General features: G+C 72.9%; 24 protein-coding genes and 1 tRNA gene. 10 read left to right on the top strand and 15 right to left on the bottom strand.

Going from position 1 to position 23,429, the window contains the following annotated elements:
- Window positions 1–43: 43 nt before the first annotated feature.
- Both ACIA6C_RS10535 and ACIA6C_RS10540 read right to left on the bottom strand, forming a co-directional pair.
- Window positions 44–1,474 (bottom strand): M1 family metallopeptidase, encoded by a 1,431-nt coding sequence (locus ACIA6C_RS10535; protein WP_399274289.1) that lies wholly within the window; start codon window positions 1,472–1,474, stop codon window positions 44–46.
- Between the two features lie 35 nt (window positions 1,475–1,509).
- Window positions 1,510–2,037 (bottom strand): heme-binding protein, encoded by a 528-nt coding sequence (locus ACIA6C_RS10540; protein ID WP_399274290.1) that lies wholly within the window; start codon window positions 2,035–2,037, stop codon window positions 1,510–1,512.
- 171 nt (window positions 2,038–2,208) lie between these two features.
- On the opposite strand from ACIA6C_RS10540, the gene ACIA6C_RS10545 reads away from it, so the two are divergent.
- The 3 genes from ACIA6C_RS10545 to ACIA6C_RS10555 all read left to right on the top strand — a co-directional run bounded on the left by ACIA6C_RS10545 (window position 2,209) and on the right by ACIA6C_RS10555 (window position 5,090).
- A complete protein-coding gene (locus ACIA6C_RS10545; protein WP_399274292.1) occupies window positions 2,209–3,591 on the top strand; it encodes a sensor histidine kinase in 1,383 nt (460 codons plus the stop codon).
- A complete protein-coding gene (locus ACIA6C_RS10550) occupies window positions 3,588–4,211 on the top strand; it encodes a response regulator (protein WP_399274294.1) in 624 nt (207 codons plus the stop codon). The genes ACIA6C_RS10545 and ACIA6C_RS10550 overlap by 4 nt, the downstream gene beginning before the upstream one ends.
- A 375-nt stretch (window positions 4,212–4,586) precedes the next feature.
- Window positions 4,587–5,090, top strand: a complete 504-nt coding sequence (locus ACIA6C_RS10555; protein ID WP_361138205.1) for a hypothetical protein — start codon at window positions 4,587–4,589, stop codon at window positions 5,088–5,090.
- A gap of 265 nt (window positions 5,091–5,355) precedes the next feature.
- On the opposite strand, the gene ACIA6C_RS10560 is transcribed toward ACIA6C_RS10555, so the two are convergent.
- Genes ACIA6C_RS10560 through ACIA6C_RS10570 form a run of 3 tightly spaced genes read right to left on the bottom strand, consistent with a single transcriptional unit; the run spans window position 5,356 to window position 6,949 of the window.
- Window positions 5,356–5,667, bottom strand: a complete 312-nt coding sequence (locus ACIA6C_RS10560) for a hypothetical protein (protein ID WP_399274296.1) — start codon at window positions 5,665–5,667, stop codon at window positions 5,356–5,358.
- A gap of 41 nt (window positions 5,668–5,708) precedes the next feature.
- On the bottom strand, window positions 5,709–6,395 hold the full coding sequence (locus ACIA6C_RS10565) for a pentapeptide repeat-containing protein (protein ID WP_399274298.1): 687 nt from the start codon (window positions 6,393–6,395) through the stop codon (window positions 5,709–5,711).
- A 38-nt stretch (window positions 6,396–6,433) separates the two neighbouring features.
- On the bottom strand, window positions 6,434–6,949 hold the full coding sequence (locus tag ACIA6C_RS10570; protein ID WP_399274300.1) for a GNAT family N-acetyltransferase: 516 nt from the start codon (window positions 6,947–6,949) through the stop codon (window positions 6,434–6,436).
- A gap of 117 nt (window positions 6,950–7,066) precedes the next feature.
- Here ACIA6C_RS10570 and ACIA6C_RS10575 point away from each other — a divergent pair, with 117 nt between their 5' ends.
- Window positions 7,067–8,446 carry an NAD(P)/FAD-dependent oxidoreductase gene (locus ACIA6C_RS10575; RefSeq protein WP_399274302.1) on the top strand — a complete coding sequence of 460 codons (1,380 nt, stop codon included), beginning with the start codon at window positions 7,067–7,069 and terminating at the stop codon, window positions 8,444–8,446.
- A 56-nt stretch (window positions 8,447–8,502) separates the two neighbouring features.
- Here the strand turns inward: ACIA6C_RS10575 and ACIA6C_RS10580 are convergent.
- Together ACIA6C_RS10580 and ACIA6C_RS10585 are read right to left on the bottom strand one after the other, a co-directional pair.
- Window positions 8,503–8,580: transfer RNA gene (locus ACIA6C_RS10580), tRNA-Thr, on the bottom strand.
- Window positions 8,581–8,649: 69 nt separating this feature from the next.
- The gene (locus tag ACIA6C_RS10585; RefSeq protein ID WP_399274304.1) at window positions 8,650–9,339 is read right to left on the bottom strand and encodes a hypothetical protein; all 690 of its coding nucleotides are present in this window, start codon (window positions 9,337–9,339) and stop codon (window positions 8,650–8,652) included.
- A 173-nt stretch (window positions 9,340–9,512) separates the two neighbouring features.
- Between ACIA6C_RS10585 and ACIA6C_RS10590 the strand changes: the two genes are divergently transcribed.
- From ACIA6C_RS10590 to ACIA6C_RS10600, 3 genes are all read left to right on the top strand, one after another.
- On the top strand, window positions 9,513–10,604 hold the full coding sequence (locus ACIA6C_RS10590; protein WP_399274306.1) for an ABC transporter ATP-binding protein: 1,092 nt from the start codon (window positions 9,513–9,515) through the stop codon (window positions 10,602–10,604).
- A gap of 204 nt (window positions 10,605–10,808) precedes the next feature.
- A complete protein-coding gene (locus ACIA6C_RS10595; protein ID WP_366079627.1) occupies window positions 10,809–11,222 on the top strand; it encodes a hypothetical protein in 414 nt (137 codons plus the stop codon).
- 72 nt (window positions 11,223–11,294) lie between these two features.
- On the top strand, window positions 11,295–12,065 hold the full coding sequence (locus tag ACIA6C_RS10600) for an NDP-sugar synthase (RefSeq protein WP_399274308.1): 771 nt from the start codon (window positions 11,295–11,297) through the stop codon (window positions 12,063–12,065).
- Window positions 12,066–12,280: 215 nt separating this feature from the next.
- Here ACIA6C_RS10600 and ACIA6C_RS10605 read toward each other — a convergent pair whose 3' ends face one another.
- The 6 genes from ACIA6C_RS10605 to ACIA6C_RS10630 all read right to left on the bottom strand — a co-directional run bounded on the left by ACIA6C_RS10605 (window position 12,281) and on the right by ACIA6C_RS10630 (window position 18,716).
- Complete coding sequence (locus ACIA6C_RS10605) at window positions 12,281–13,867, bottom strand: DoxX family membrane protein (protein WP_399274310.1); 1,587 nt, start codon at window positions 13,865–13,867, stop codon at window positions 12,281–12,283.
- A gap of 164 nt (window positions 13,868–14,031) precedes the next feature.
- On the bottom strand, window positions 14,032–15,003 hold the full coding sequence (gene rlmB, locus ACIA6C_RS10610) for a 23S rRNA (guanosine(2251)-2'-O)-methyltransferase RlmB (protein WP_361138222.1): 972 nt from the start codon (window positions 15,001–15,003) through the stop codon (window positions 14,032–14,034).
- 95 nt (window positions 15,004–15,098) lie between these two features.
- Window positions 15,099–16,499 (bottom strand): cysteine--tRNA ligase, encoded by a 1,401-nt coding sequence (cysS, locus tag ACIA6C_RS10615; protein ID WP_366079631.1) that lies wholly within the window; start codon window positions 16,497–16,499, stop codon window positions 15,099–15,101.
- Window positions 16,500–16,684: 185 nt separating this feature from the next.
- Window positions 16,685–17,203, bottom strand: coding sequence for a 2-C-methyl-D-erythritol 2,4-cyclodiphosphate synthase (gene ispF, locus ACIA6C_RS10620; protein ID WP_399274313.1), 519 nt, complete (start codon window positions 17,201–17,203; stop codon window positions 16,685–16,687).
- A complete protein-coding gene (ispD, locus tag ACIA6C_RS10625) occupies window positions 17,193–17,972 on the bottom strand; it encodes a 2-C-methyl-D-erythritol 4-phosphate cytidylyltransferase (protein ID WP_399274315.1) in 780 nt (259 codons plus the stop codon). Before ispD ends, ispF begins: the two co-directional genes overlap by 11 nt.
- Window positions 17,973–18,233: 261 nt before the next feature.
- Window positions 18,234–18,716: a CarD family transcriptional regulator gene (locus ACIA6C_RS10630; RefSeq protein WP_003953493.1), complete on the bottom strand. Its 483-nt coding sequence runs from the start codon at window positions 18,714–18,716 to the stop codon at window positions 18,234–18,236.
- A gap of 616 nt (window positions 18,717–19,332) precedes the next feature.
- On the opposite strand from ACIA6C_RS10630, the gene ACIA6C_RS10635 reads away from it, so the two are divergent.
- The gene (locus ACIA6C_RS10635; protein WP_399274317.1) at window positions 19,333–20,004 is read left to right on the top strand and encodes a DUF461 domain-containing protein; all 672 of its coding nucleotides are present in this window, start codon (window positions 19,333–19,335) and stop codon (window positions 20,002–20,004) included.
- A gap of 149 nt (window positions 20,005–20,153) precedes the next feature.
- Here the strand turns inward: ACIA6C_RS10635 and ACIA6C_RS10640 are convergent, their stop codons facing one another.
- A complete protein-coding gene (locus ACIA6C_RS10640; protein WP_037795450.1) occupies window positions 20,154–20,834 on the bottom strand; it encodes a response regulator transcription factor in 681 nt (226 codons plus the stop codon).
- A complete protein-coding gene (locus tag ACIA6C_RS10645; RefSeq protein ID WP_399274319.1) occupies window positions 20,831–22,078 on the bottom strand; it encodes a sensor histidine kinase in 1,248 nt (415 codons plus the stop codon). Before ACIA6C_RS10645 ends, ACIA6C_RS10640 begins: the two co-directional genes overlap by 4 nt.
- Window positions 22,079–22,343: 265 nt before the next feature.
- Between ACIA6C_RS10645 and phoU the strand changes: the two genes are divergently transcribed.
- On the top strand, window positions 22,344–23,021 hold the full coding sequence (phoU, locus tag ACIA6C_RS10650) for a phosphate signaling complex protein PhoU (protein WP_190187206.1): 678 nt from the start codon (window positions 22,344–22,346) through the stop codon (window positions 23,019–23,021).
- A 222-nt stretch (window positions 23,022–23,243) separates the two neighbouring features.
- A complete protein-coding gene (locus ACIA6C_RS10655) occupies window positions 23,244–23,402 on the top strand; it encodes a hypothetical protein (protein ID WP_361138233.1) in 159 nt (52 codons plus the stop codon).
- The last annotated feature ends 27 nt before the right edge of the window (window positions 23,403–23,429 follow it).

Below are 23,429 nucleotides of genomic sequence, written 5' to 3' on the forward strand. Positions count from 1 at the left end.
CCCCTTCCCGCGATCGGGGCGGGGCCTCGGCGGTGCGCGGCGGCTACGGCTTCGGGCTGTCCTCGCCGTACAGCCACACGTCCCAGACCTTCCGCAGGTCGTGGCCCGTCCGCTGCTGCGCGTAGGCGGTGAAGTCGGCCGTACCCGCGTTGCCGTGGCGGTGGTCCGCGGCCCAGCCGCGCAACAGGTCGAAGAACCGCTCGTCGCCGACCTCCTGCCGGATCCGGTGCAGCACCATCGCTCCCCGGTAGTACACCGGCGCCTCCGAGATGTCCCCGGGCCCGGGCGGCGCCGCGGGCGGGAACGCGTCCCAGCGGGCGGCGTCCGTCCCCTCGAAGGACGTGTCACCGGCGAGGAGCGCGTCGAACCGTTTCTGCGCGCCGGGACCGCCGTGGTCCTCCGACCACAGCCACTCCGCGTACGTCGCGAAGCCCTCGTTGAGCCACATGTCCTTCCAGGACTTCGGCGACACCGAGTCCCCGAACCACTGGTGCGCGAGCTCGTGGACGGTCAGGTCCAGCGAAGGGGCGCCCGGATAGACCGGTTTGGTCTGCGTCTCCAACGCGTACGACAGCGTCCCGTCCGGCACCACGATCGTGCCCACGGTGGCGAAGGGGTACGGCCCGAACCGCCCGGCTTCCCACTCCACCACCTCCGGCAGCCGCCCCAGCACCGCCGCGCTCCCGGCCTCCTCGCCGGGCGCGACCGCGTTGTAGACGCCGATCCCCGAGGAGGTGCGGGCGGTGGCCACCCTGAACTTCCCGATGGCGGCGGTGGCCAGGTAGCTGGCCATCGGCTCGGCGCTGTGCCACGCGAAGGCGGTCCGCCCGTCACCGGTGTTCCGGCGGGAGGCCAACTCACCGTTGGAGACGGCCTCGTAGCCCTGCGGAACGGTGAGCGTGATGTCGTAGGACGCCTTGTCGCTGGGGTGGTGGTTGCCGGGGAACCAGGTCATCGACCCGACGGGTTCGCCGACGGCCACGGCGCCGTCGGCGGTCGCGATCCAGCCCTCCTGTGAACCGTCCGCGTCGGTGAGGGGCTTCGGCGTCCCGCTGTAGCGGACCTCCGTACGGAAGACCTCGCCCTTGCCGAGGTCCTTGCGCGGGCGCACCGTCAGCTCCCGGCCCGTGCGGTTGTACCGGGCCGGCTCCCCCTCGACGGTGACCGCGTCGACGCGCAGCCCGCTGAGGTCGAGGTTGAAGGAGCTCAGCGTCTGCTCGGCGCGGGCGGTGATGACGGCTGTACCGGTCAGCTGGTGGTCGGAGGGCCGGTAGCCGAGGTCCAGGGCGTAGTGGTCGACCTGGTAACCGCCGTTGCCCGCCTTGGGGAAGTAGGGGTCCCGCAGCCCCGACGCGCCCGGCCGGCCCTGCACGGTCGTGCCCGTACAGCCCGTGGTGAGGGCGAGGAGGGCGGCGACGGCGGGGACGGTGAGGCGGGTGAAGGGGGTGAGGCGGTCGGGCGCGCGGTGATCCACGCGTTCGATCCTATGCGGGAGCGGGAAAGCCCGTCCTACTTGCCGAGGGCGTCGACGCCGGCCTTGGCGAACTTCTCGTCCAGGTCACCGCTCGGTGCGCCGGCCACGCCGATGCCCGCGACCGGTGCGCCGTTCGCCTGCACGGGCGCGCCGCCGGCCAGGAACAGGGTGCCGGGGATGTCCTTGAGGTTCGGAGTCTGGGCGAGCCGGCCGACGAGCACCGAGGTCGGCGCGTTCCAGGACACGGCGGTGTAGGCCTTGCGCTGCGCCGACTCGTAGGGCTGCGGGCCGGCGCCGTCGCCGCGCAGGGTGACGACGGTGTTGCCGTCGCGGTCCACCACCGCGACCGTGATCTTCTGCCCCTCCTTCTCGGCGGCCTCCAGCGCGGCCTGGGCCGCACGGGTGGCGGCGCCGACGGTGACGTGGGTCGAGGTGGTGAAGTTCTTGTCGTCGCCCTTCGGGCCGTCGGACTGGGCGGCGCTCGCGGTGACGGCGCCGAAGGTCCCGGCGCCGAGCGCGACGGCGAGGGCGGTACCGGTGAGAACGCGGGTACGGGTGTTCATGCTGCTGCTCCTGAGGTAGGTGGTCCGCTGCACCAAGCCTCACCCGGGATCCCGCCCCCGCCCGTCCCCGCACCGGCCGACCCCGGGGTCATCCGATCGGCCGATGCGCGCCCACCCACCTGCCGGTTTGGCTCAGGATGTACCCGAGCCCCACCCGACCCAGGAGCCCCCGTGACCCCGGACCCAAACCCGAACCCCACCCCCGCCGAGGAGCCGACCGGCCCGGGCCGGGACGCGGGCGCAGGCCGGGACGCGGGCGCAGGCCGGGACGCGGGCGGGGACGCGGGCGCGGGCGCGGGCCGGGACGCGGGCGCGGGCGCGGGCCGGGACGAAGCCACCGCCGCCCTCGGAGCCGCGGAAGGTGCCGAAGCCGCCGATGCCGTCGGCGCGCACACCACCGCCACCGGTACGCGGACGCTGGCCGCCGTCACGCACGCCGCGTTCTTCCTGCTCCTCGGGGCCTCCGTGGCCCGGTTCCTGCTGCACCACCCCGGCGAGCCCCGTACGCCCTGGGTCATCGCCCTCGGCGCCACCCTCGCCCTGCTGTACGTGCTCGGGCCCGCCGTCGGCGCCGCACCCACGCTGCGGCGCCTGCTCTGGCTCGGCGTGGTCGTCGCCACCTGGGTGGTCCTCGTCCTCCTCGCACCCAGCTTCGCCTGGTGCGCCGTCCCCCTCTTCTACACCGCCCTGCGCACCCTCCCCCCGCGCGCGGCGGTCGTCCTCGTCGCCCTGCTCACCGCACTCGTCGTCGCCGCCCAGCTCAGGCTGTCGCCCTCCTTCGACCCGAACCTCCTCCTCGCCCCGCCCGCCGTCGCCGCCCTCGCCACGGCCGTCTTCGTCCACATGGAGCGCCAGACCCGGGCCCAGCGCACCCTGATCGACGACCTCATCCGCACCCGCCGGGAACTCGCCGCCACCGAGCGCCGCGAAGGCACCCTCGCCGAACGCCAGCGGCTCTCCATGGAGATCCACGACACCCTCGCGCAGCACCTGTCCAGCCAGCAGATGCTGCTCCAGGCCGCCGACCGCACCTGGGACAGCGACCCGGCCACCGCCCGCGCCCACGTCCGTACCGCCACCGACACCGCCGCGCGCGGCCTCGCCGAGGCCCGGCGGCTGGTCCACGACCTCGCCCCGCCCGAGCTGGCGGGCGGCGGGCGCCTCGCAGACGCCCTGCGCGCGCTGGACGCCGGTCCGGACATCGAGGTCCGCTTCCACCTGGAGGGCACGCCCGCGGCGCTGCCCGACCGGGCCGAATCCGCCCTGCTGCGGATCGCGCAGGGCGCCCTGGCCAACGTCCGGGAGCACTCGGGGGCCCGCACCGCCGCCCTGACCCTGAGCTTCCTGGGCGACCAGGTCGTCCTGGACGTCGCGGACGACGGCCACGGCTTCACCGAACCCCGCGAACCCCGCGCCGACGCCCCCGGCCGGGGGCACGGCCTCCCCGCGATACGCGCCCGCGTGCGGCAGCTCGGCGGAACCGTGACCCTGGAATCCGCCCCCGGCGAAGGAACCGTCCTGTCCGCCGCGATCCCCCTGGAGCCGGTCCGATGACCACGATCCTGCTCTGCGACGACCACGTGGTGGTCCGCGCCGGCCTGCTGGCCCTGCTGGGCAGCGAACCCGACATCGAGGTGCTCGGCGAAGCGGGCAGCGGCGAGGAGGCGGTCGCACTGGCCGCGAAACTCCGGCCCGAGGTGGTGCTGATGGACCTCCAGCTGGGCGCCGGCATCGACGGGGTCGAGGCCACCCGCCGCATCACCTCCGTCCCGAAGCCGCCGCACGTCCTGGTCCTGACGACGTACGACACCGACGCGGACATCACCCGGGCCATCGGGGCGGGCGCGACGGGGTACCTCCTCAAGGCGGAACGCCCCGAGGAACTCTTCGCCGCGATCCACTCGGCGGCGGCGGGCCGCACCACCCTCTCCGCGCCGGTGGCCAGCCGCGTGATGGCCCGCATGCGGGGGTCGCGCCCGACGCTGACGGACCGTGAACTGGACATCCTCGGCCAGCTGGCCCGCGGCCTCGGCAACCGCGACATCGCCCGAGCCCTCTTCATCAGCGAAGCCACGGTCAAGACGCACCTGGGCCGCATCTACGACAAACTCGGCGTCGACACCCGCGCGGGAGCCGTCTCGGTAGCCAAGGAACAACGCCTCCTCCCGTCCTAGCCCCCGCCCCGCCGCCGCCCTTCCAGCCCCGCCGCCGCTGGAGGCGCGGGTCCGACCCCGCCCTTCCAGCCCCGCCGAGCCGCGGCCGCCCGGACCCAGCCCCAGCCCCTCCAGCCCCGCCGGCGTTTGAGGCACGGGCGCCTGGGGCCCGGCCCCCGGCAACGGCGCCGCACCGGCCCACCCAGAGCCGGCCAAACCCAGCCCCGCCGGCGTTTGAGGCGCGGGGGCCCCGGGGGCCGGCCCCTCGGCAACGGCGCCGCACCCACCCCACGCGGCCCGGCGGAGCCACCCGCGGAGCCACCCGCGGAGCCACCCGCGGAGCCACCGGTCGAACCCACCCGGCAGAGCCACCCCACCCCGTGACACCATCACTACGTGCTCGACATCGGCTACTCCCTCTCCCGCCGCTTCCCCGACCCCCCGCAGACCGACTACCGCTCGGCGGACATCCACGCCCTGCGCCACGACCTCTTCTGCGGAGACGTCTACCTCGCCGACACCCACGCCGACCGCGAGCTGTCCACAGCCTGGGGATGGGTTCCCGTCCTCGACTTCGCCTGGGCGCTCTGCGACATCGTCGAGCAGCTCGACCAAGACCCCCGCGGCAGCCGCTCCGCGAACCGCCAGTACGCCGAACTCGACTTCACCGAGTCCTCCGACCGCATGCTGTTCGAGCGCCGCTTCGGCTGGGTCGACATCGAGGCCGACTGGATGCCACCCGAGGAAGCCCCCCTCACCTTCACCCACCGCCTGCTCCGCCGCGAGGCCCGGGACTTCCTGCACGACCTCATCGCCGACCTCGTCGACATGCACGACGGCCTCGCCGACAATCCGGCCATCTGGACCCTCCAGGCCCGCTTCCCCCGCGTCCCCGCCTAGCCGGGCCCTGCCCGAACGATCTACCGGGGGGCCTGAGACGTCGGCTTCCGCACCTGCCCCCGTTGCCGGGTCGCCCGAGTACGCCCGGCACGAGGGCGATCCTCCGCCCAGGGATGCACCGCATCCGACGCCGCGGGCCCTTCCCGAAGACCGTGCGGCGGTGCGGCGGTGGGGCGCCTGCGTACCGGACGTGTTCGGTGCCTCGCCGACGCGACTAGGTACGGTGCCGGGCGGCGCAGGTCAGGCAAGATCCGGAAGAGACGCCCTAGTCCCCCTCCGGGCCCGGCACGAAGCGGCTCAGCCGGTACGTGGTCGGCTGCACCAGCCGCCCGCACAGCACGTCCACCCTCATCGCCGGCCAGTCGACCCCCGTCTCCGACGACGCCGCGGACACCGGGGCCGAGGCCGACGTCGACGCCGACGCCGACGCCCGCAGCCGCTCGACGTACGCCCGCCACCGCGACTCGTCCTGGGTCGTGAAGAGCACTTCCCAGTGCCCCGCCCCCGGCGCGAACCGCGCGGCGGCCCGCTCCCGCTCGGCCTGCTGCCGCCGCTTCCTCTTCCGCTGCCCCGGCACCGCCCCAGCATCGCGAAGCACGCCCCACCCCGGCAACACGGTTACGGCACCACCCGCACCCCCAGCTGCGCCGCCAGCGCCGGGGCCAGGTCGTACAACTGCGCCGGACTGATCACCGCCCCCGCCAAGGCGTCCACTCCCCGCGCGATCCCCAGTTCCGCCGCCTCCCGCAGGTCCACGTCCGTCATCCGCGCCCCCTGGAAGTCCGCCCCCCGCAGCGTGCAGTCCCGGAACTCCACCCGCTCCAGCACCGCCCCCGCGAAGTCCGGCTCGACCAGCACGCACCCCTCGAACACCACGTCCTTGAGCCGCGCCCTCCGCAGGTTCAGGTAGTCGATCTTGCCGCCCCGCACGACCACCCGCTCCAGCACCGCCCCGTGCAGCTGCACGCCGCCGAGCCGCGCCTCCACCAGCTCCACGTCCCGCAGCGACGCCCCCGACAGGTCCGTCCCCACCCCCCGCACCCCCTCCAGCACCGAGTCCAGGATCCGCGCCTTCGCCAGCCCGGCCTCGTCCAGCGCGCACCGCCTCAGCGCGCAGTCCATGAACCGGGCCCCGATCCCCTCCTGTCCGCCGAAGTCCAGGTCCACGAACTCCACCCCGTCGTAGTCCCCGTCCGGCTCCAGCCCACCCCCCTCCCACACCGCCAACTCCGGCAGCCGCACCTCCGCGCGCTTCGCCGCCCTCACCGACCCGCCCTGCCCCCGGCCCTGCCCCTTTCGCACCATGCCCCCATCGTGACGCACCCCACTGACAACGCCCCCGGCTAACCCGCCCGGCCCGAACCCGCCGCCCCCGAACCCGCCGCCCCCGGACCCGCCAGCCCCGCCAGCGCCTCGTCCGTCAGCCGGTACACCGTCCACTCGTCCTGCGGCCGCGCGCCCAACGCCTCGTAGAACGCGATCGTCGGCTCGTTCCACTTGAGCACCGACCACTCCAGCCGCTCGTACCCCCGCTCCGCGCAGATCCGCGCGAGCTCCGCGAGCAGCGCCTTCCCGTGACCACCACCGCGCGCGCCGGGACGCACGTACAGGTCCTCCAGGTAGATCCCGTGCACCCCGCGCCACGTCGAGAAGCTGAGGAACCACAGCGCGAACCCGACGGCCTCGCCCTCGTCCGTCTCCGCGACGTGCGCGAACGCCGCCGGCCGCTCCCCGAACAGCGCCTCGCGCAACTGCCCTTCGGTGGCCCGCGCCTCGTGCGGCACCTTCTCGTACTCCGCCAGCTCACGGATCATGGACCAGATGGCGGGAACGTCCGCCTCCACAGCGTTGCGAATCATGCCCGCACCCTACGGCCGGCCCGCCGGGCCGCATCAGCCAACCAGCCCCCGATCCGGCCCCGAAACGCGACATCCCGTCCCTGGACACCCCTCGGAAACCGGGTGTAGCAACTCCCCATGACGATCAACGGCGGCATTTCCTTCTGGTACGCGACGGATCACACCGCCACCGCACCGCACCGCGCCCCCCTCACCTCCGACGCCACGGCAGACGTCGTCATCGTCGGCGGCGGCTACACCGGCCTGTGGACCGCCTACTACCTCAAGACCTCCGCACCCGACCTCCGCATCACCGTCCTGGAGCAGAAGTTCTGCGGCTACGGCGCCTCCGGCCGCAACGGCGGCTGGCTCTACAACGGCATCGCCGGACGCGACCGCTACGCCGCGCTCCACGGCCACCAGGCCGCGCTCCGCCTCCAGCAGGCCATGAACGAGACCGTCACCGAGGTCATCGACATCGCCGCCAAGGAGGACATCCCGGCCGACATCCATCGCGGCGGCGTCCTCGAAGTCGCCCGCACCCCGGCCCAGCTGTCCCGGCTGCGCGCCTTCCACGAGGGCGAGCTCGCCTTCGGCGAAACGGACCGCGTCCTGCAGGACGCCACCGACACCCGGGCCCGCATCGACATCGCGGACGCCGTCGGCTCCAGCTGGACCCCCCACGGCGCCCGCATCCACCCGCTGAAACTCGTCACGGGCCTGGCCGCGGCCTGCGAACGGCTCGGCGTGGTCATCCACGAGTCGACCCCCGTCACCGAGATCACCCCCGGCCGCGCCCGCACCCCGTACGGCACCGTCCGCGCTCCGTACGTCCTGCGCTGCACCGAGGGCTTCACCGCCGCCCTCAAGGGCCACAAGCGCTCGTGGCTCCCGATGAACTCCTCGATGATCGTCACGGCCCCCCTGCCCCCGTCCACCTGGCAGTCCCTCAACTGGTCCGACGCGACGCTCCTCGGCGACATGGCCCACGCCTACATGTACGCCCAGCGCACCGCCGACGACCGCATCGCGATCGGCGGCCGCGGCGTCCCGTACCGCTACGGTTCCCGCACCGACAACGACGGCACCACCCAGGAACGCACCGTCGCCTCCCTCACGGCGCTGCTCACCTCCTTCTTCCCGCTGCTCACCGGGGTGGAGGTCACCCACGCCTGGTCGGGCGTCCTCGGCGTCCCGCGCGACTGGTGCGCCACCGTCACCCTCGACCGCACCACCGGCCTCGGCTGGGCCGGCGGCTACGTCGGCTCGGGCGTCGCCACCGCCAACCTCGCCGGGCGCACCCTGCGCGACCTGGTCCTGGGCGAGTCCACGGACCTCACCGCCCTGCCCTGGGTCAACCACCGCGTCCGCCGCTGGGAGCCGGAGCCCTTCCGCTGGCTCGGCGTCCAGGCCCTCTACGCCGCCTACCGCGAGGCCGACCGCCGCGAGAGCGCCACCCACACCCCGACGACGACCCCCCTGGCCCGCCTCGCCGACCGCATCTCGGGCCGCCACTGAGAACCGGCCAGAACGCCGGAAGGCCCCGGACCACAGGGTCCGGGGCCTTCCACTTCTGGAGCCCCCTGTCGGATTCGAACCGACGACCTACGCATTACAAGTGCGTTGCTCTGGCCGGACTGAGCTAAGGAGGCACTGCACGCCCGCCGTGCACCGCGAGCGAAACCGCCATCACTCTACACAGCGCGAGAATCCCCCGGCCATCACATTCGCCGGCCCTCCACGGGGTACCCCGTGCGCGCCAGCGCCGCTGCCACGGCGACCGGGTCCGCTTCCGGGTTCAGGGTTTTGATCACCTCGGCCGTGACGGGCCGCAGGGTGTAGACGTGGCGGATCGCGTCCAGGTCGGGCCGCCGTCCGTAGTAGTCCTCCGCGAAGGCGTGGTACGCCTCCGGCGTGCCGGCCGCGAGGACGTGGAAGAGGTGGCCCGTGCCGTCGTCGTCGTACTCGGCGTACTCCACCGGCCCGGCCCGCCAGGCGGTGTCGTGCGTCTCCCGCCAGAAGACGACCGTCGCCACCTGCACCTCGTCGTCGCAGAACGCCGGCTCGTCGAGCAGCGGCCGGAACACCTCGGGCAGGGAGTCCACCAGCCCGGGCCACAGGGCCATGTCCTCGTTGGTGTACGGGCTCATGGAGGACTCGTGGTCGAAGCCGCGGCCGAAGACCCCGTCGGGGGTGAAGAGGATCGCGTACTCGTCACCCGAGCCGTTGTTCATCAGCCCGGCCACGGTCCCGGGGCCCCACGCGGGGTCGTAGTCGAAGCAGCTCCCGCTCCGGCCGCCCATCAGGGCATCCAGGGCCGCAAGGGCCCTGCAACGGTCGTGCAGGACGGGGACGTCCGGGAGGACGGCGATCAGTTCGTGGACGGTGCAGGGGCGGGAGGTCGCGGTCATGCACGTCATGGAAGCAGGTGGGTCCGACAGATCGCACAAAGTTCGAAGTCGTGGCGGTGCGGTGCTGACAGTGGGGGGCACGGCGGGTAGCGTCGGGCGGAGTCCGGATTCTGGACTAGACCTTCCACTCGGATCGTCCGGCACGTTCCTGCCGGTAGAAGGGATTCACCACCATGGCTTCCGTCACCTTCGACAAGGCGACCCGGCTGTACCCCGGCGGCGACAAGCCCGCCGTCGACCAGCTCGAGCTGGAGATCCAGGACGGGGAGTTCCTCGTCCTCGTCGGCCCCTCGGGCTGTGGCAAGTCCACCTCGCTGCGCATGCTCGCCGGTCTGGAGGACGTCAACGGCGGCGCCATCCGCATCGGCGAGCGCGACGTGACGCACCTGCCGCCCAAGGACCGGGACATCGCGATGGTGTTCCAGAACTACGCGCTCTACCCGCACATGTCCGTCGCCGACAACATGGGCTTCGCCCTCAAGATCGCCGGCGAGGACAAGGCGACCATCCGTCGCAAGGTGGAGGAGGCGGCGAAGATGCTCGACCTCACCCAGTACCTCGACCGCAAGCCGAAGGCGCTCTCCGGCGGCCAGCGCCAGCGCGTCGCGATGGGCCGCGCGATCGTGCGCAAGCCGCAGGTGTTCCTCATGGACGAGCCGCTGTCGAACCTCGACGCCAAGCTCCGCGTCTCGACCCGTACGCAGATCGCCGCGCTCCAGCGGGACCTCGGCATCACCACCGTGTACGTCACCCACGACCAGGTCGAGGCCATGACCATGGGCGACCGGGTCGCGGTCCTCAAGGACGGTCTGCTCCAGCAGGTCGACACCCCGCGCAACATGTACGACCGGCCCGCGAACCTGTTCGTCGCCGGGTTCATCGGCTCGCCCGCCATGAACCTGGTCGAGGTGCCGATCACCGACGGCGGCGTGAAGTTCGGCGAGAGCGTCGTCCCCGTCTCCCGCGAGGCGCTGGCCGCGGCAGCCGACGCGGGCGACCGCACCGTGACGGTCGGCGTGCGTCCCGAGCACTTCGACATCGGCGACGCGGGCGGCCTGACGATCACGGTGAACGTGGTCGAGGAACTCGGCGCCGACGGCTACGTCTACGGTTCCGTCGCCGACGCCACCGCCGGCAAGCAGGACCTCGTGGTCCGCGTCAACGGCCGCCAGGTGCCCGAGAAGGGCTCGACCCTGCACGTGGTGCCGCGCCCCGACGAGATCCACGTGTTCTCCACGTCCTCGGGCGCCCGCCTCTCCGACTGACGCCCCGGACGGCCACGGCGAAGGGGCGCCCCCGCCAAGGGGTGCCCCTTCCCGGCCAGTTGCCGCGCCCGTGACCGGATTCCCGGGCAGATCGGGCCATTCGGCCCTACTCGTCAACCCGGGAATCGAAAAGCCGCGTCGAACCATCCCCCGACCGGGTGACTGAATGTCGCCATGTCTTCACCGAGCGCTACTCTCGCCCTCGTGACCCACACTGCCCGCCGTATCGGCCGTTCCCTCGCCCTGGTCCTGCCCGTCGTCCTGGTCCTGTCCGGGACGCTGGCGGTCACCATGGTCCCCTGGGCGGACAACTCCTCCTCCCAGGTCCTGACCGCCTCAGCCGAAGGCGTGTCCGTCCCCGCCAAGCCGCGTGCCGCACAGGACCTGCTGCGCGACAAGCTGCTCACCGAGCTGCGGCAGGGCGAGGAGCCCGGCGACGTCCTGACGCACCTCCAGCAGGAGGTCGACCGGCGGCCCTCGCTCGCCGAGCACTGCGTGGGCATCGCCCGGGCGCTGGGCCGGGCCGCCGTCGAGGCCTACGGGCCGACGAAGGCGCAGTCCTTCGCCCGCCCCGTCTGCGACACCTCGTACGCGGCCGGCGTCGCCTCCATGGGCTGACGGCCCGGCCATCGGGTTGACGGCCGCCGAGTCGGTCGTCGCCGCGGGGGGCTCCTGCCTACTCTGGCGGGCATGACCGACGTTCCCCCCGTACCGCCCCAACCCACGCACGACGCGGCCGCGTTCCCGGCTGCCCCCACCCAGGCCGTGGTCCTGGCGGGCGGCCAGGGGACGCGGCTGCGGCCGTACACGGACGACCGGCCGAAGCCGATGGTCGAGATCCCGGGGACGGGCGTGCCGATCATCGGGCACCAGCTCGCCTGGCTGGCGGCGGAGGGGGTGACCGACGCCGTCGTCTCCTGCGGGCACCTCGCCGGGGTGCTCCAGGACTGGCTGGGCCGCACCCGGCTGCCGCTGCGGGTGACGACCGTGGTGGAGGACGAGCCGCTGGGCCGGGGCGGCGGCCTCAAGTACGCCGCGCGCCACCTCCCGTACGGGGACCAGCCCTGGTACGCGACCAACGGCGACGTCTGGACCCGGTTCTCGCTGCGCGAGATGGCCGCCTTCCACCGGGAGCGCGACGCGGTGGCCACGCTGGCGCTGGCCCGGCCGCGGATCCCGTGGGGGGTCGTGGAGACCAACGAGTTCGGGCAGGTGCTGGACTTCATCGAGGCCCCGCAGTCGCCGTACCCCGTGAACGCCGGCGTGTACGTCTTCAGCCCGGCCTTCGCGGCGCTGCTGCCGGACCTGGGCGACCACGAGCGGACCACCTTCCCCCGGCTGGCCCGGGAGCGCCGCCTCGCGGGCTTCCCGCTGCCCCAGGGGGCCTACTGGCGGGCGATCGACACGGCGAAGGACCTGACCGAGGCGGCCCGGGAGCTGGCGGCGTACGGGACCTCCTGAGCGGCCCTGCGAAGCCCCGGGCGCACGGGACCCGTCGGGCATCCGCACGAAGCCCCCGGCGCCCGCCCCGCGCCCTGCCGCACCCCGCGCCCTGCCGCACACCGCGCCCCGCACGCCCCGCCGCCGCGCCCGCCCTCCCGCGCATGCCGAAGGGCCCGGCGCGCTCCTCGCGCACCGGGCCCCGGGCCCCGTAGAGGCGGCTACGGCTGCGGTCCTCAGCCGAGCAGTCCGCCGACCAGGCCGGGCTTCTTGGCGGTGCCGCCGCCACTGCCGCCCCCGCTGCTGCCGCCGCTGCCCGAGGAGGACGTCGGCGGCTGCTGCGGGCCGGACTGGCGCGGCGTGCTGCTGCGCGGGGTGCTCTGGCCGCTCCCGGCGCCGCTGCGGCTCGCGGACGGTGACTGCGCCCCGGTCCCGGCGCTCTGCGAGGGGGCCGAACCCGCCCCGGACCGGCCGGACTTGGTGACGGGCGCGGAGGCGCTCGCCGAGGGCGAGGCGGGCTTGGACGGCTGCTGCGAGGGCAGTTGCTGCCGCTTGGGCGGCGCCTGCACCGGCAGCGGGGTGCCGGGCAGGTAGTTGCTCGGCGCCCGCCCGGGCCCCGGCACGGTGACCACGGCGGTGGACCGGACCGCCCCGCCGAGGAGGGAGCCGACGAGCAGGGCGAGCCCGCAGATCACGCCGCCCATGAGGGCTCCGCGCCGCAGCACGCGCCGGCGCAGCTGCCAGACCTCGGAGCGCGGGCCGAGCGTGCGCCACGCTTCGCTCGCGAGGCGTCCGTCGAGCGAGTAGACGGGGGCGCCCGCGATGATCAGCGGGCTCCAGGCGGCGAGGTAGATGATGTCGGGCGCGTCGTACGCCGGGACGGTCTTCCAGCTGACGGTCATCAGCAGCGCCGCGGACAGCAGCGCGCCGAAGCAGGCGGCGAACCGCTGCCAGAGCCCGAATACCGTGAGCACGCCCACGATGACCTGGAGGAACGCCACGGTGAGCCCCGCGCCGACGGGGTGCGCGAGCGCGAAGTCGCGCAGCGGCTCGGCCAGTGGCCAGGGGTGCAGGGTGTGCAGCCAGGTGACCATGGAGCCGCGTTCTCCGCCGTCGAAGTAGACGGGGTCGCACAGCTTGCCCATGCCGGCGTAGATGGAGATGAAGCCGAGGAAGACGCGCAGCGGGAGCAGCACGACGCCGAGGTTCATCCGGCGGCCGGGGTAGTACGAGGCTTGGGCGCGGGTGTCGGGGGCGGCCCGCCGGGACTCGTCCCCGCTTTCGCCGCCACCGTCGTACCCGCTGCCGTACCCGTCGGGCGCCCCGTAGTCGTAGGACGGCCCCGCGGGCTGCTGCCGGACCGCGCCGAGGCGGCGGGTCTCGTCGGGGTCGCCGTAGGTGCGCTGGCCGATGACGGTCGGCGTGGCGAGGGTGTCGTCGGCGAGGTCGTGCGCGAGGTCGACGCGCGGGATGGTCTGGGTGGCGCCCCCGTCGAAGCCGTCCTGGCCGCGGCCGGCCTCCCGTACCGCCTGGAGCAGTCCGCCCATCGCGGCGGTGTCGCCGGGGTCGGACTTGCCGCTCCAGACGACGGGGGCCCGGCGTCGGGTCGCCCCGGCGGCAGCGGCCACGGCACCGCCGAGGACGGGCGCCCGACCGGGTGCGCCCGCGGGCAGCGAGGGCTTGGAACGCGCGCTCGGGCTCGGTGCGAGCCGCACGCGGAAGCTTGCGTGGTTGACGATGACCTGTGCGGGATCGCACGGCACCTTGACCATGCTCAGCGCGGGCTGGTCGTCGAACCCTGACGTTCTGGTGTCCACACTCATCTAACCGAGTGACGAGTGATAAGGACACTGCCTTGACAGCAGGGATGTGTCCGAGACCCGTCAAGATCAAGTCACCCCGCCCGGAAGGGGCGGGGTGACACGCTCACGGGTCACCCGCGCTGAGCCGAACGGATCAAGGACGGCGAGCGGGCGGCCTGCGGTGATCAGGTGCGCGGCGCCTCGGCGCGGCGGCGCGCGGCCTCGTAGAGCACGACGCCCGCGGCGACACCGGCGTTGAGCGACTCCGCGCCACCCGGCATCGGGATGCGCACGAGGTAGTCGCAGTTCTCGCCGACGAGCCGGCCGAGGCCCTTGCCCTCGGAGCCGACGACGATGACGACCGGGCCGGCGAGCGCCGCGAGGTCGCTCACCGTGTGCTCGCCTTCGGCGGCCAGGCCCACGACGGCGATGCCGGCCTTCTTGTACTCCTGGAGGGCGCGGGTCAGGTTCGTGACGCGGGAGACCGGGGTGCGGGCGGCGGTGCCGGCCGAGGTCTTCCAGGCGCCCGCGGTCATACCGGCGGCGCGGCGCTCGGGGATGACCACGCCGTGGCCGCCGAAGGCGGAGACGGAGCGGACGATGGCGCCGAGGTTGCGCGGGTCGGTGACGCCGTCGAGGGCGACGATCAGCGGGTCCTCGCCGTTGTCGTAGGCGGCGGTGGTGAGGTCCTCGGGGTGCGCGTACTCGTACGGCGGGACCTGGAGGACCAGGCCCTGGTGGTTGAGCCCGTTGGTCATCCGGTCGAGCTCGGGGCGCGGGGCTTCCATCAGGTTGATGTTGCCGCGCTGGGCGGCGAGCTGGAGGGCCTCGCGGACGCGCTCGTCGTTGTCGATGAACTGCTGGACGTAGAGGGTGGTGGCCGGGACGCCGTCGCGCAGCGCCTCGAAGACCGGGTTGCGGCCGACGACCATCTCGCTGGTGCCCTTGGGGCCGCCGCGGCGGGGCGCGGGGCGGCGCTTGGCGGCCTGGCGGGCCATGGCGTTGCTGATGCGGTTCGCCTTGTGCTTCTTGCGGTCCTCGGCCTTGGGCGTGGGGCCCTTTCCCTCCAGGCCCTTGCGCCGCTGGCCACCGCTGCCGACCGTAGCGCCCTTCTTGTTGGACGTGCGGCGGTTCCTGCGCTGGCTGTTCCCGGCCATGACCTCTACCTGTTTTCGTTGGTGCTGCGGTGTGTACGTATGAAGAGTGTGCCGCCCGGGACGCCGGGCGGCACAGCGGGACTGCTCCGGCGGGCTCAGCGGGGGCCGAGCGTCCAGCGGGGTCCCGTGGGGCTGTCCTCGATGACCAGGCCGGACTGCTGGAGCTGGTCGCGGATGGCGTCGGCGGTGGCCCAGTCCTTGCGGGCCCGGGCGGACTCGCGCTGCTCCAGGACCAGGCGCACCAGGGTGTCGACCGCGCCGTGCAGGTCCTCGCCGCGGTCGGCCTCGCCCGCCCAGGACGGGTCGAGCGGGTCCAGGCCGAGTACGCCCAGCATGGCCCGTACCTCGGACAGGCGCGCGATGGCGGCGTCCTTGTCGTCGGCGGCGAGGGCGCTGTTGCCCTGGCGGACCGCGGTGTGGACGATGGCGAGCGCCTGCGGCACGCCGAGGTCGTCGTCCATGACCTCGGCGAAGGCGGGCGGCACCTCGGCGGCCGGTTCGACGGGGCCGCCGGCCTTCTCCACGACGCGCTGGCAGAAGCCCTCGATGCGCGCGAAGGCCGACTCCGCCTCGCGCAGCGACTCCTCGCTGTACTCGATCATCGAGCGGTAGTGGGGGGTCCCCAGGTAGTAGCGGAGCACGATGGGGCGCCACTTCTTGAGCATCTCGGAGACGAGCACCGAGTTGCCGAGGGACTTGGACATCTTCTCGCCGGTCATGGTGACCCAGGCGTTGTGGACCCAGTACCGCGCGAACTCGTCGCCGAAGGCCTTGGCCTGGGCGATCTCGTTCTCGTGGTGCGGGAAGATCAGGTCCAGGCCGCCGCCGTGGATGTCGAAGGCGCTGCCCAGGTACTTGTGCGCCATCGCGGAGCACTCCAGGTGCCAGCCGGGACGGCCGCGGCCCCAGGGGGTCTCCCAGTCGGGCTCGCCGGGCTTGGAGGCCTTCCACATGGCGAAGTCGCGCTGGTCGCGCTTGCCCGTGATGCCTTCCTCGGTGGGCTGGCGCAGGTCGTCGATGTCCTGGTTGGACAGCTCGAGGTAGCCCGGGAAGGAGCGCACGTCGAAGTAGACGCTGCCGTCGGCCTCGTAGGCGTGACCGCGCTCGATCAGACCGCGCATCATCTCGATCATCTCCGGCACGTGGCCGGTGGCGCGGGGCTCGTAGGTCGGCGGGAGGCAGCCGAGGGCGTCGTAGCCGTCGTTGAAGGCGCGCTCGTTCTCGTAGCCGATGGACCACCAGGGGCGGCCCTGCTCGGAGGCCTTCTTGATGATCTTGTCGTCGATGTCCGTGACGTTGCGGATGAAGGTGACGTCGTAGCCGCGGTAGGTGAACCAGCGGCGCATGATGTCGAAGTTCAGGTACGACCGGACGTGCCCGATGTGCGGGGCGGCCTGCACCGTGGCGCCGCAGAGGTAGATCGAGACGCAGCCCGGTGTGACGGGGTTGAAGTCGCGGATCTGCCGGGCGCTGGTGTCGTACAGGCGAATAGTCACGGCATCCAGGGTAGTGCGCCCGTAGCAGTGCCCCGCGACCCTTCGGGGACGCGGGGCCTCGAATCTTGCCGGAGCGGCCCGGTTTGTCGCCGAAGTGGTGTCGCGGAGCGGGACGCCACGGGGTGCGTACGCGACCCTGGGGCCTGTCGTCAAAGTAGGGCCAGGAGGGACTTCGACGACAGGCCCTAGGACGGGTCGGTCCGGTAGACGAGGGCCGTCGCGATGGCGGCGAGGCCTTCGGCGCGGCCGGTGAGACCGAGACCGTCGGTGGTGGTGCCCGAGACGGAGACGGGGGCGCCCGCGGCGGCCGCCAGCGCCTTCTGCGCCTCTTCGCGCCGCTTGCCGATCTTCGGGCGCACGCCGATCACCTGGATCGCGATGTTGCCGATCTCGAAGCCCTCGGCCCGGACGATACGGGCGGCCTCCGCGAGGAGCGTGACGCCGGCGGCGCCGGACCACTCGGGCCGGGAGGTACCGAAGTGCGCGCCGAGGTCGCCGGCCCCGGCGGCCGAGAAGAGGGCGTCGCAGGCGGCGTGCGCGGCGACGTCGCCGTCGGAGTGTCCGGCGAGGCCGTCCTCGCCCTCCCACAGCAGGCCGGCGCACCACAGTTCGCGGCCGGTCTCGAAGGCGTGCACGTCGGTGCCGATGCCGACGAGCGGGATCAGCGGGGCGGCGGGGGCGCCGGCGTCGGGACTAGTAGGCATCGGTGGCCCTCCTGCGGGCGAGTACGGCCTCGGCGAGGACCAGGTCGAGCGGGCGGGTCACCTTGAAGGCCTCTTCGTGGCCGGGGACCGCGACGACGGTGACGCCGAGGCGCTCCACCATTCCGGCATCGTCGGTGGCGCCCTCGCCCTCGGCGCCGGGGTCGGGGGCGGAGCCGCCGGCGGTGACGGCGAACTTCTCGTGGGCGCGGCGCAGCGTGGCGAGGTCGAAGCCCTGCGGGGTCTGGACGGCGCGCAGCCGGGCCCGCTCGGGGGTGGCGACGACGGGCTCGGGCTCGCCGGGCTTGCCGGGCTCGACCTCCTTGACGGTGTCGGCCAGTGCCAGGGCGGGCACCACGGCGGGGGCGCCGTCGCGGACGGCCTCCACCACGGCGTCGACGGTCTCCACGGGGACCAGCGGGCGGGCCGCGTCGTGGACGAGTACGGAGGTGACGTCGGCCGGGAGCGCCTCCAGGCCCGCGCGTACGGACCCCTGGCGGGTCTCGCGGCCGGGCACGACCAGAACCTCGGTCCGCTCCGACAGCGGATGCTCGTCCAGCAGCCGGCGCACCTCGGGCGCGCCGTCGGACGGGGCGACGACCACGACGAGGGACACCGCGCGGGAGCGGGCCATGGCGCGGACGGCGTGGATCAGCATCGGTGTCCCGCCGATGGCCCGCAGGGCCTTGGGGGCGCCGGGGCCGAGGCGTACCCCGCGCCCGGCGGCCGGGATGACGGCGGCGGTGCGGTGGGGGCGCGATTCGTCAGACATCAGTAGCTCCGAGCCAGGTTTGTGACTTCGGCCGACGTGGGTATGGCGTTGGGTGACTCCGGGTACGACGCCATCGCCCCTTCCGTGACGACCGGGCGAGTCGGCTGAGCAGATGGGGGGTACGGGGTACAGACATGCCGCAGCGCCCGGCAACAAGTCTCCTTGTCATCGGGCACCGCGGCACAACTGTCTGCGAAGGGCCTGTACGACGGGATCTGTGGAGCTGGATCCGTCCGGCTCGTCGCGTACGGGTTCCTCGCGTCAGGACGCGAGGACCTCGTCGAGGAGGGCCTCGGCCTTGTCCTCGTTGGTGTTCTCGGCGAGCGCGAGCTCGCTCACCAGGATCTGGCGCGCCTTCGCGAGCATGCGCTTCTCGCCCGCGGAAAGCCCGCGCTCACGCTCACGGCGCCACAGGTCGCGCACCACTTCGGCGACCTTGATGACGTCGCCAGAAGCGAGCTTCTCCAGATTTGCCTTGTAGCGCCGGGACCAGTTCGTCGGTTCTTCTGCATACGGTGCGCGGAGCACCTCGAAGACCCGGTCCAGCCCGTCCTGGCCGACTACGTCGCGAACGCCGACGAACTCCGCATTGTCCGCAGGCACACGAACCGTCAGGTCGCCCTGGGCGACCTTGAGCACCAAGTAGGTCTTGTCCACGCCTTTGATCTGACGAGTCTCAATGGCCTCGATCAGCGCGGCCCCGTGATGGGGATAGACCACGGTGTCGCCAACCTTGAACGTCATGTGACAGGTACCCCTTCCGTGGCTATCCAGGGTAACACGAGAACTGACCGTTATGAATGGCGTTTTCGCAGGTCAGGGCACATCTCGGGGCTTGACAACAGCAACACGTACGTGCTGCGGAGGGCTTCCGGAAGGGGGTATTCGCAGGTCGGAGGCGCTGTGCGGACCGGACGAAACGACCACGTTACACCTGGGGGACGCGCCGTTCGGTGTGATGTACGTCCCGTTTTGCCGGGTTCGAAGGCTGGAAACCGAACTACTCCGTTCGACTGGCGGGCACCCGTACGGAGCGGTTCCGGCCCAATCCGCGATTCGATCACCGGGGCGGCTCTCGGGGAATCCGGAAATTGATCAACGGAACGGCGGGCGGAGGGTCCCCGAACCGCGTGTCGGCGATCTCCGCGCGATATGGGGAATTCGTGATCGCGCGGACCCGTACGGGGCAGGTCGGGCACTGCGGAGGGTCGGGTGCGGGGGCGGGGCGGCGGCTCGGTAACCTAAGCGCGCTGACACACCCTTAGGGCGGCTTTACCTCAGCCGTCCGACGGGGCACCTCCCCCAGCGCGAGCTGGGGTCGTCCACCTTCCGTCCGTACGTCCAAGGAGTTGCCGCCGCCGTGAGCCGCAGCCTTCGACGCGGCGCTCTCGCCGCTACCGCCATCGTGTTCTCGATCGCTTCGCTCTCCGCATGCGCTGCGGGCAACGACGCGCAGACTCTGGAGATCAAGCCGGACAACGCCGCCGTCACCAAGGGCAACATCAAGATCCAGAACGCCCTGGTGATCACCCAGAGCACGAAGGAGAAGAAGGGCCCGGCCGCCGTCTCCGCGACCGTCTTCAACTCCGGCGACACCCCGCAGACCCTTGACGGCATCACCCTCGCGGGTGGCAAGACCAAGGTGACGCTCAAGCCGGCCGAGGGCTCCGGCAAGATCACCGTTCCCGCCGGCGGCTCCGTGGTGCTGGGTGGCAAGGGCAACGCCTCCGCCGTGGTCGAGGGCGGCCGCGAGGCGGTCCAGGACGGCAACGTGCAGGAGGTCGTCTTCCAGCTGAGCAGCACGGGCGACGTGAAGCTCGACGCCTACGTCGTCCCCGGCGCCGGCATGTACGCCGCCTTCGGCCCGACCGAGGCCCCGGCCCCCGCTCCCGGCGCGGCCGGCGCGAGCCCCGCGGGCAGCCCGTCCGGCACCCCCTCGGGCACGCCGTCGGGCAGCCCGGCAGCCGGCGCCGCTTCGGGCGCGCCGTCCGGCACCCCCTCGGGTTCGGCTTCGCACGCCGCCGGTCACTGAGCCGCGTAGGCACGACGTACGGGAAGGGCCCCCATCCACTGCGGATGGGGGCCCTTCCCGTTTCTGCCTGCCGGTGCTGTCCTGCCGGTGCTGCGGCCGCGGCTCGCGGCCACGGCCTACCGCTATGGCCTACGCCTGCGACCCACGGCCTACGGCTCGAACTTGTAGCCGAGGCCGCGGACCGTGACCAGGTAGCGCGGCGCGCCCGGGTCCGGCTCGATCTTGGCGCGCAGGCGCTTGACGTGGACGTCGAGGGTCTTGGTGTCACCGACGTAGTCGGCGCCCCAGACCCGGTCGATCAGCTGCATGCGGGTCAGGACCCGGCCCGCGTTGCGCAGCAGCATCTCCAGCAGGTCGAACTCCTTGAGCGGGAGATCCACCTTCCCGCCGCCGACGGTGACCACGTGCCGGTCGACGTCCATCCGTACGGGCCCGGCCTCCAGGGCGGCCGGGGTGACCTCCTCCGGCTCGCCGCGGCGGCGCAGGACCGCGCGGATGCGGGCGACCAGCTCCCGCGAGGAGAAGGGCTTGGTGACGTAGTCGTCGGCTCCTATCTCCAGGCCGACGACCTTGTCGATCTCGCTGTCCTTGGCGGTCACCATGATCACCGGGACGTTGGAGCGGCCGCGCAGCTGGCGGCAGACCTCCGTGCCGGGAAGGCCGGGGAGCATCAGGTCGAGGAGGACGAGGTCGGCGCCGTTGCGCTCGAACTCGTCGAGCCCGTCGGGGCCGGTCGCGGCGATCGCGACCTCGAAGCCCTCCTTGCGGAGCATGTAGGACAGGGCGTCGCTGAAGGATTCCTCATCCTCGACGACGAGCACTCGGGTCACGGAAGGACCTCCGGGGCAGGGGTGGCTGTTTCAGAGTCGAGCAGGGGTCGGGCGGGGGTGGCGGAGGGAGTGGTGGCCTGGGTGGCGGGCGCGGCCGCTTCGGGAAGGCGCAGGGTGAAGGTGGACCCCTGTCCCTCGGAGCTCCACACCGACACCTCCCCCCCGTGGGAAGCCGCTACGTGCTTCACGATGGCGAGGCCCAGCCCGGTTCCTCCCGTGGCGCGGGAGCGGGCGGGATCCACGCGGTAGAAGCGCTCGAAGATGCGCTCGCGGTCCTTCTCCGGGATGCCGATGCCCTGGTCGGTCACGGCTATCTCGATCAAGTCTCCTCCCGGCGCGGCCACCCGGCGCGCGGCGATGCCGACGCGGGTGCGGGCCGGGCTGTAGTTGACGGCGTTCTCCACGAGGTTGCCGAGGGCCGCCGCGAGTTGGCCGCGGTTGCCCCAGACGCGCAGGTCGGCGGTGCCTCCGGCGGCCATGTGGATCTGCTTGGAGGTCGCGGTGTGCCGGCAGCGGTCGATGGCCTCCGCCACCAGGGTGTCCACGCGGACGGGCTCGGCGTCCTCCAGCGGGTCGTCGTTCTGCACCCGGGAGAGGTCGATGAGCTCCTGTACGAGGTTGATCAGGCGCGTGGCCTCGATCTGCATGCGGCCGGCGAAGCGGCTGACCGCCTCGGGGTCGTCGCTGGCGTCCATGACGGCCTCGGAGAGCAGGGAGATCGCCCCGACGGGGGTTTTCAGCTCGTGCGAGACGTTCGCGACGAAGTCGCGGCGGACCGCCTCGATCCGGCGGGCCTCCGTCAGGTCCTCGACCAGCAGCAGCACCAGGCGGGAGCCGAGCGGCGCGACGCGGGCGGAGACGGCGAGCGCCTCGCCGCGGCCGGTGCCGCGCCGGGGCAGGTCGAGCTCGATCTGGCGTATCTCCCCGTCCCGGCGGGTGTCGCGGGCCATGTGGAGCATCGGCTCCACCGCGAGCTTGCCGCCGCGGACCAGGCCGAGGGCGTACGCCGCCGAACTGGCCTTGACGACCGCGTCCCCCTCGTCGAGCACGACGGCGGACGAGCGGAGCACGGAGAGGACGGTGTCCACTCCGGGCGGGAGCACCGCGTTGATGTCGGGGCGCATGGAGCTCCTCGTGGGGCGGGCTTGGTCGCGCTCGCTCCAGCGGAACGCCAGCATCGCGATCACACCGGTGCAGAGACCGGCGATCGCTGCAGCTGCGGCGACCGCCGCGTTCACGTCCATGCATCCAGGTTAAGCAGGCGTGATGACACTTCCACAGCCGTTCGGGTGGCAGCTCGAACACTCGTCGCCCAGAGTTCACCCTGACGACCGTGCTGATTCACTTGGGGTGCCGGAGTCGGACGCGTTCGCGGCCGACCGTGTCAACGTGGGGCCGGACGGCCCGCGCGGCCGCCGGGCGCCTCACAGCTCCTGAACAGCTCCTGATGAGCGAGCGGTGACGAGCGGTAAGCAGTAGCAGCAAGCGAGCAGGCAAGAGAGGGACACCATGCGCGACGCGTACCACGAGGAACTGGACTCGATCGGAGAGAGCCTGGTCGAGATGGCCCGGCTCGTCGGTTCCGCGATCGGGCGGGCCACGACGTCCATGCTCGACGCCGACCTCAAGCTGGCGGAGAGCGTCATCGCCGCCGACCAGAAGGTCGACGACCTCCAGCACGACCTGGAGGCCCGCGCCATCGCGCTGCTCGCGCGGCAGCAGCCGGTCGCCACCGATCTGCGCATCGTCGTGACCTCGCTGCGCATGAGCGCCGACCTGGAGCGCTCCGGCGACCTGGCGCAGCACGTGGCGAAGCTGGCGCGGCTGCGCTTCCCGGACACGGCGGTGCCGCGGGACCTGCACGCCACCATCCTGGAGATGGGGCAGCTGGCGCAGCGGCTCATGGCGAAGGCGGCCGAGGTCATCATCACGAAGGACGTGGACCTGGCGCTCCAGCTGGAGCAGGACGACGACGAGATGGACCAGCTGCACCGCACGCTGTTCCAGCACCTGATGGACGACCGCTGGAAGCACGGCATCGAGACGGCGGTCGACGTGACGCTGCTGGGCCGCTACTACGAGCGCTTCGCGGACCACGCGGTGTCGGTCGCGAAGCGGGTCGTCTACCTGGTGACGGGCGAGCACGCGGACGAGCTCCAGCCGCCGACCCAGGTCGAGGGCGTCTGAGCGCACCCGGCCCCTCGCGGACGCCGGGCACGCCGACCGGGCCGGGCACATCGACCGCGCCGGGCCCGCCGGGCAGGCCGGGCACATCGACCGCGCCGGGCGTCGCGCCGCGTCGATCACCTCGCGCGCGCCGAGCTCCAATGCGCCGTTGACGCGCCGTAGGCGGTGGGCGTGAATGGGGGCGAAGGCACACCGCCCGCGCACCGCCTGCGAGGAGGATCCATGCCCGATTCCCCCGTCCCCGTCACCCCGCAGCACGAGCAGCCGCAGCCACCGCCGTCCCGGGAGCCGCTGCGCCTGCCGCTGCTGGCGGCCTGCGGCTGCGGCTCGGGCTGCGGCTGCGGCTGCCAGTCCGGCGCCCCCTGCCAATGCGGCGGCTGACCGGCCCCGGCCCGCACGAAGGCCCCC

Origin of the sequence: Streptomyces sp. NPDC051578 (genome assembly GCF_044454045.1) — a bacterium.
Lineage (GTDB): Bacteria > Actinomycetota > Actinomycetes > Streptomycetales > Streptomycetaceae > Streptomyces.

What these genes read in the sequence shown, in the direction of transcription:
- ACIA6C_RS10540 (WP_399274290.1), bottom strand. Translation starts at nt 2,037, where the DNA reads ATGAACACCCGTACCCGCGTTCTCACCGGTACCGCCCTCGCCGTCGCG.
- ACIA6C_RS10550 (WP_399274294.1), top strand. Translation starts at nt 3,588, where the DNA reads ATGACCACGATCCTGCTCTGCGACGACCACGTGGTGGTCCGCGCCGGC.
- ACIA6C_RS10565 (WP_399274298.1), bottom strand. Translation starts at nt 6,395, where the DNA reads ATGGTGCGAAAGGGGCAGGGCCGGGGGCAGGGCGGGTCGGTGAGGGCG.
- ACIA6C_RS10570 (WP_399274300.1), bottom strand. Translation starts at nt 6,949, where the DNA reads ATGATTCGCAACGCTGTGGAGGCGGACGTTCCCGCCATCTGGTCCATG.
- ACIA6C_RS10575 (WP_399274302.1), top strand. Translation starts at nt 7,067, where the DNA reads ATGACGATCAACGGCGGCATTTCCTTCTGGTACGCGACGGATCACACC.
- ACIA6C_RS10585 (WP_399274304.1), bottom strand. Translation starts at nt 9,339, where the DNA reads ATGACCGCGACCTCCCGCCCCTGCACCGTCCACGAACTGATCGCCGTC.
- ACIA6C_RS10590 (WP_399274306.1), top strand. Translation starts at nt 9,513, where the DNA reads ATGGCTTCCGTCACCTTCGACAAGGCGACCCGGCTGTACCCCGGCGGC.
- ACIA6C_RS10600 (WP_399274308.1), top strand. Translation starts at nt 11,295, where the DNA reads ATGACCGACGTTCCCCCCGTACCGCCCCAACCCACGCACGACGCGGCC.
- ACIA6C_RS10605 (WP_399274310.1), bottom strand. Translation starts at nt 13,867, where the DNA reads ATGAGTGTGGACACCAGAACGTCAGGGTTCGACGACCAGCCCGCGCTG.
- rlmB (WP_361138222.1), bottom strand. Translation starts at nt 15,003, where the DNA reads ATGGCCGGGAACAGCCAGCGCAGGAACCGCCGCACGTCCAACAAGAAG.
- ispF (WP_399274313.1), bottom strand. Translation starts at nt 17,203, where the DNA reads ATGCCTACTAGTCCCGACGCCGGCGCCCCCGCCGCCCCGCTGATCCCG.
- ispD (WP_399274315.1), bottom strand. Translation starts at nt 17,972, where the DNA reads ATGTCTGACGAATCGCGCCCCCACCGCACCGCCGCCGTCATCCCGGCC.
- ACIA6C_RS10630 (WP_003953493.1), bottom strand. Translation starts at nt 18,716, where the DNA reads ATGACGTTCAAGGTTGGCGACACCGTGGTCTATCCCCATCACGGGGCC.
- ACIA6C_RS10645 (WP_399274319.1), bottom strand. Translation starts at nt 22,078, where the DNA reads ATGGACGTGAACGCGGCGGTCGCCGCAGCTGCAGCGATCGCCGGTCTC.
- phoU (WP_190187206.1), top strand. Translation starts at nt 22,344, where the DNA reads ATGCGCGACGCGTACCACGAGGAACTGGACTCGATCGGAGAGAGCCTG.
- ACIA6C_RS10655 (WP_361138233.1), top strand. Translation starts at nt 23,244, where the DNA reads ATGCCCGATTCCCCCGTCCCCGTCACCCCGCAGCACGAGCAGCCGCAG.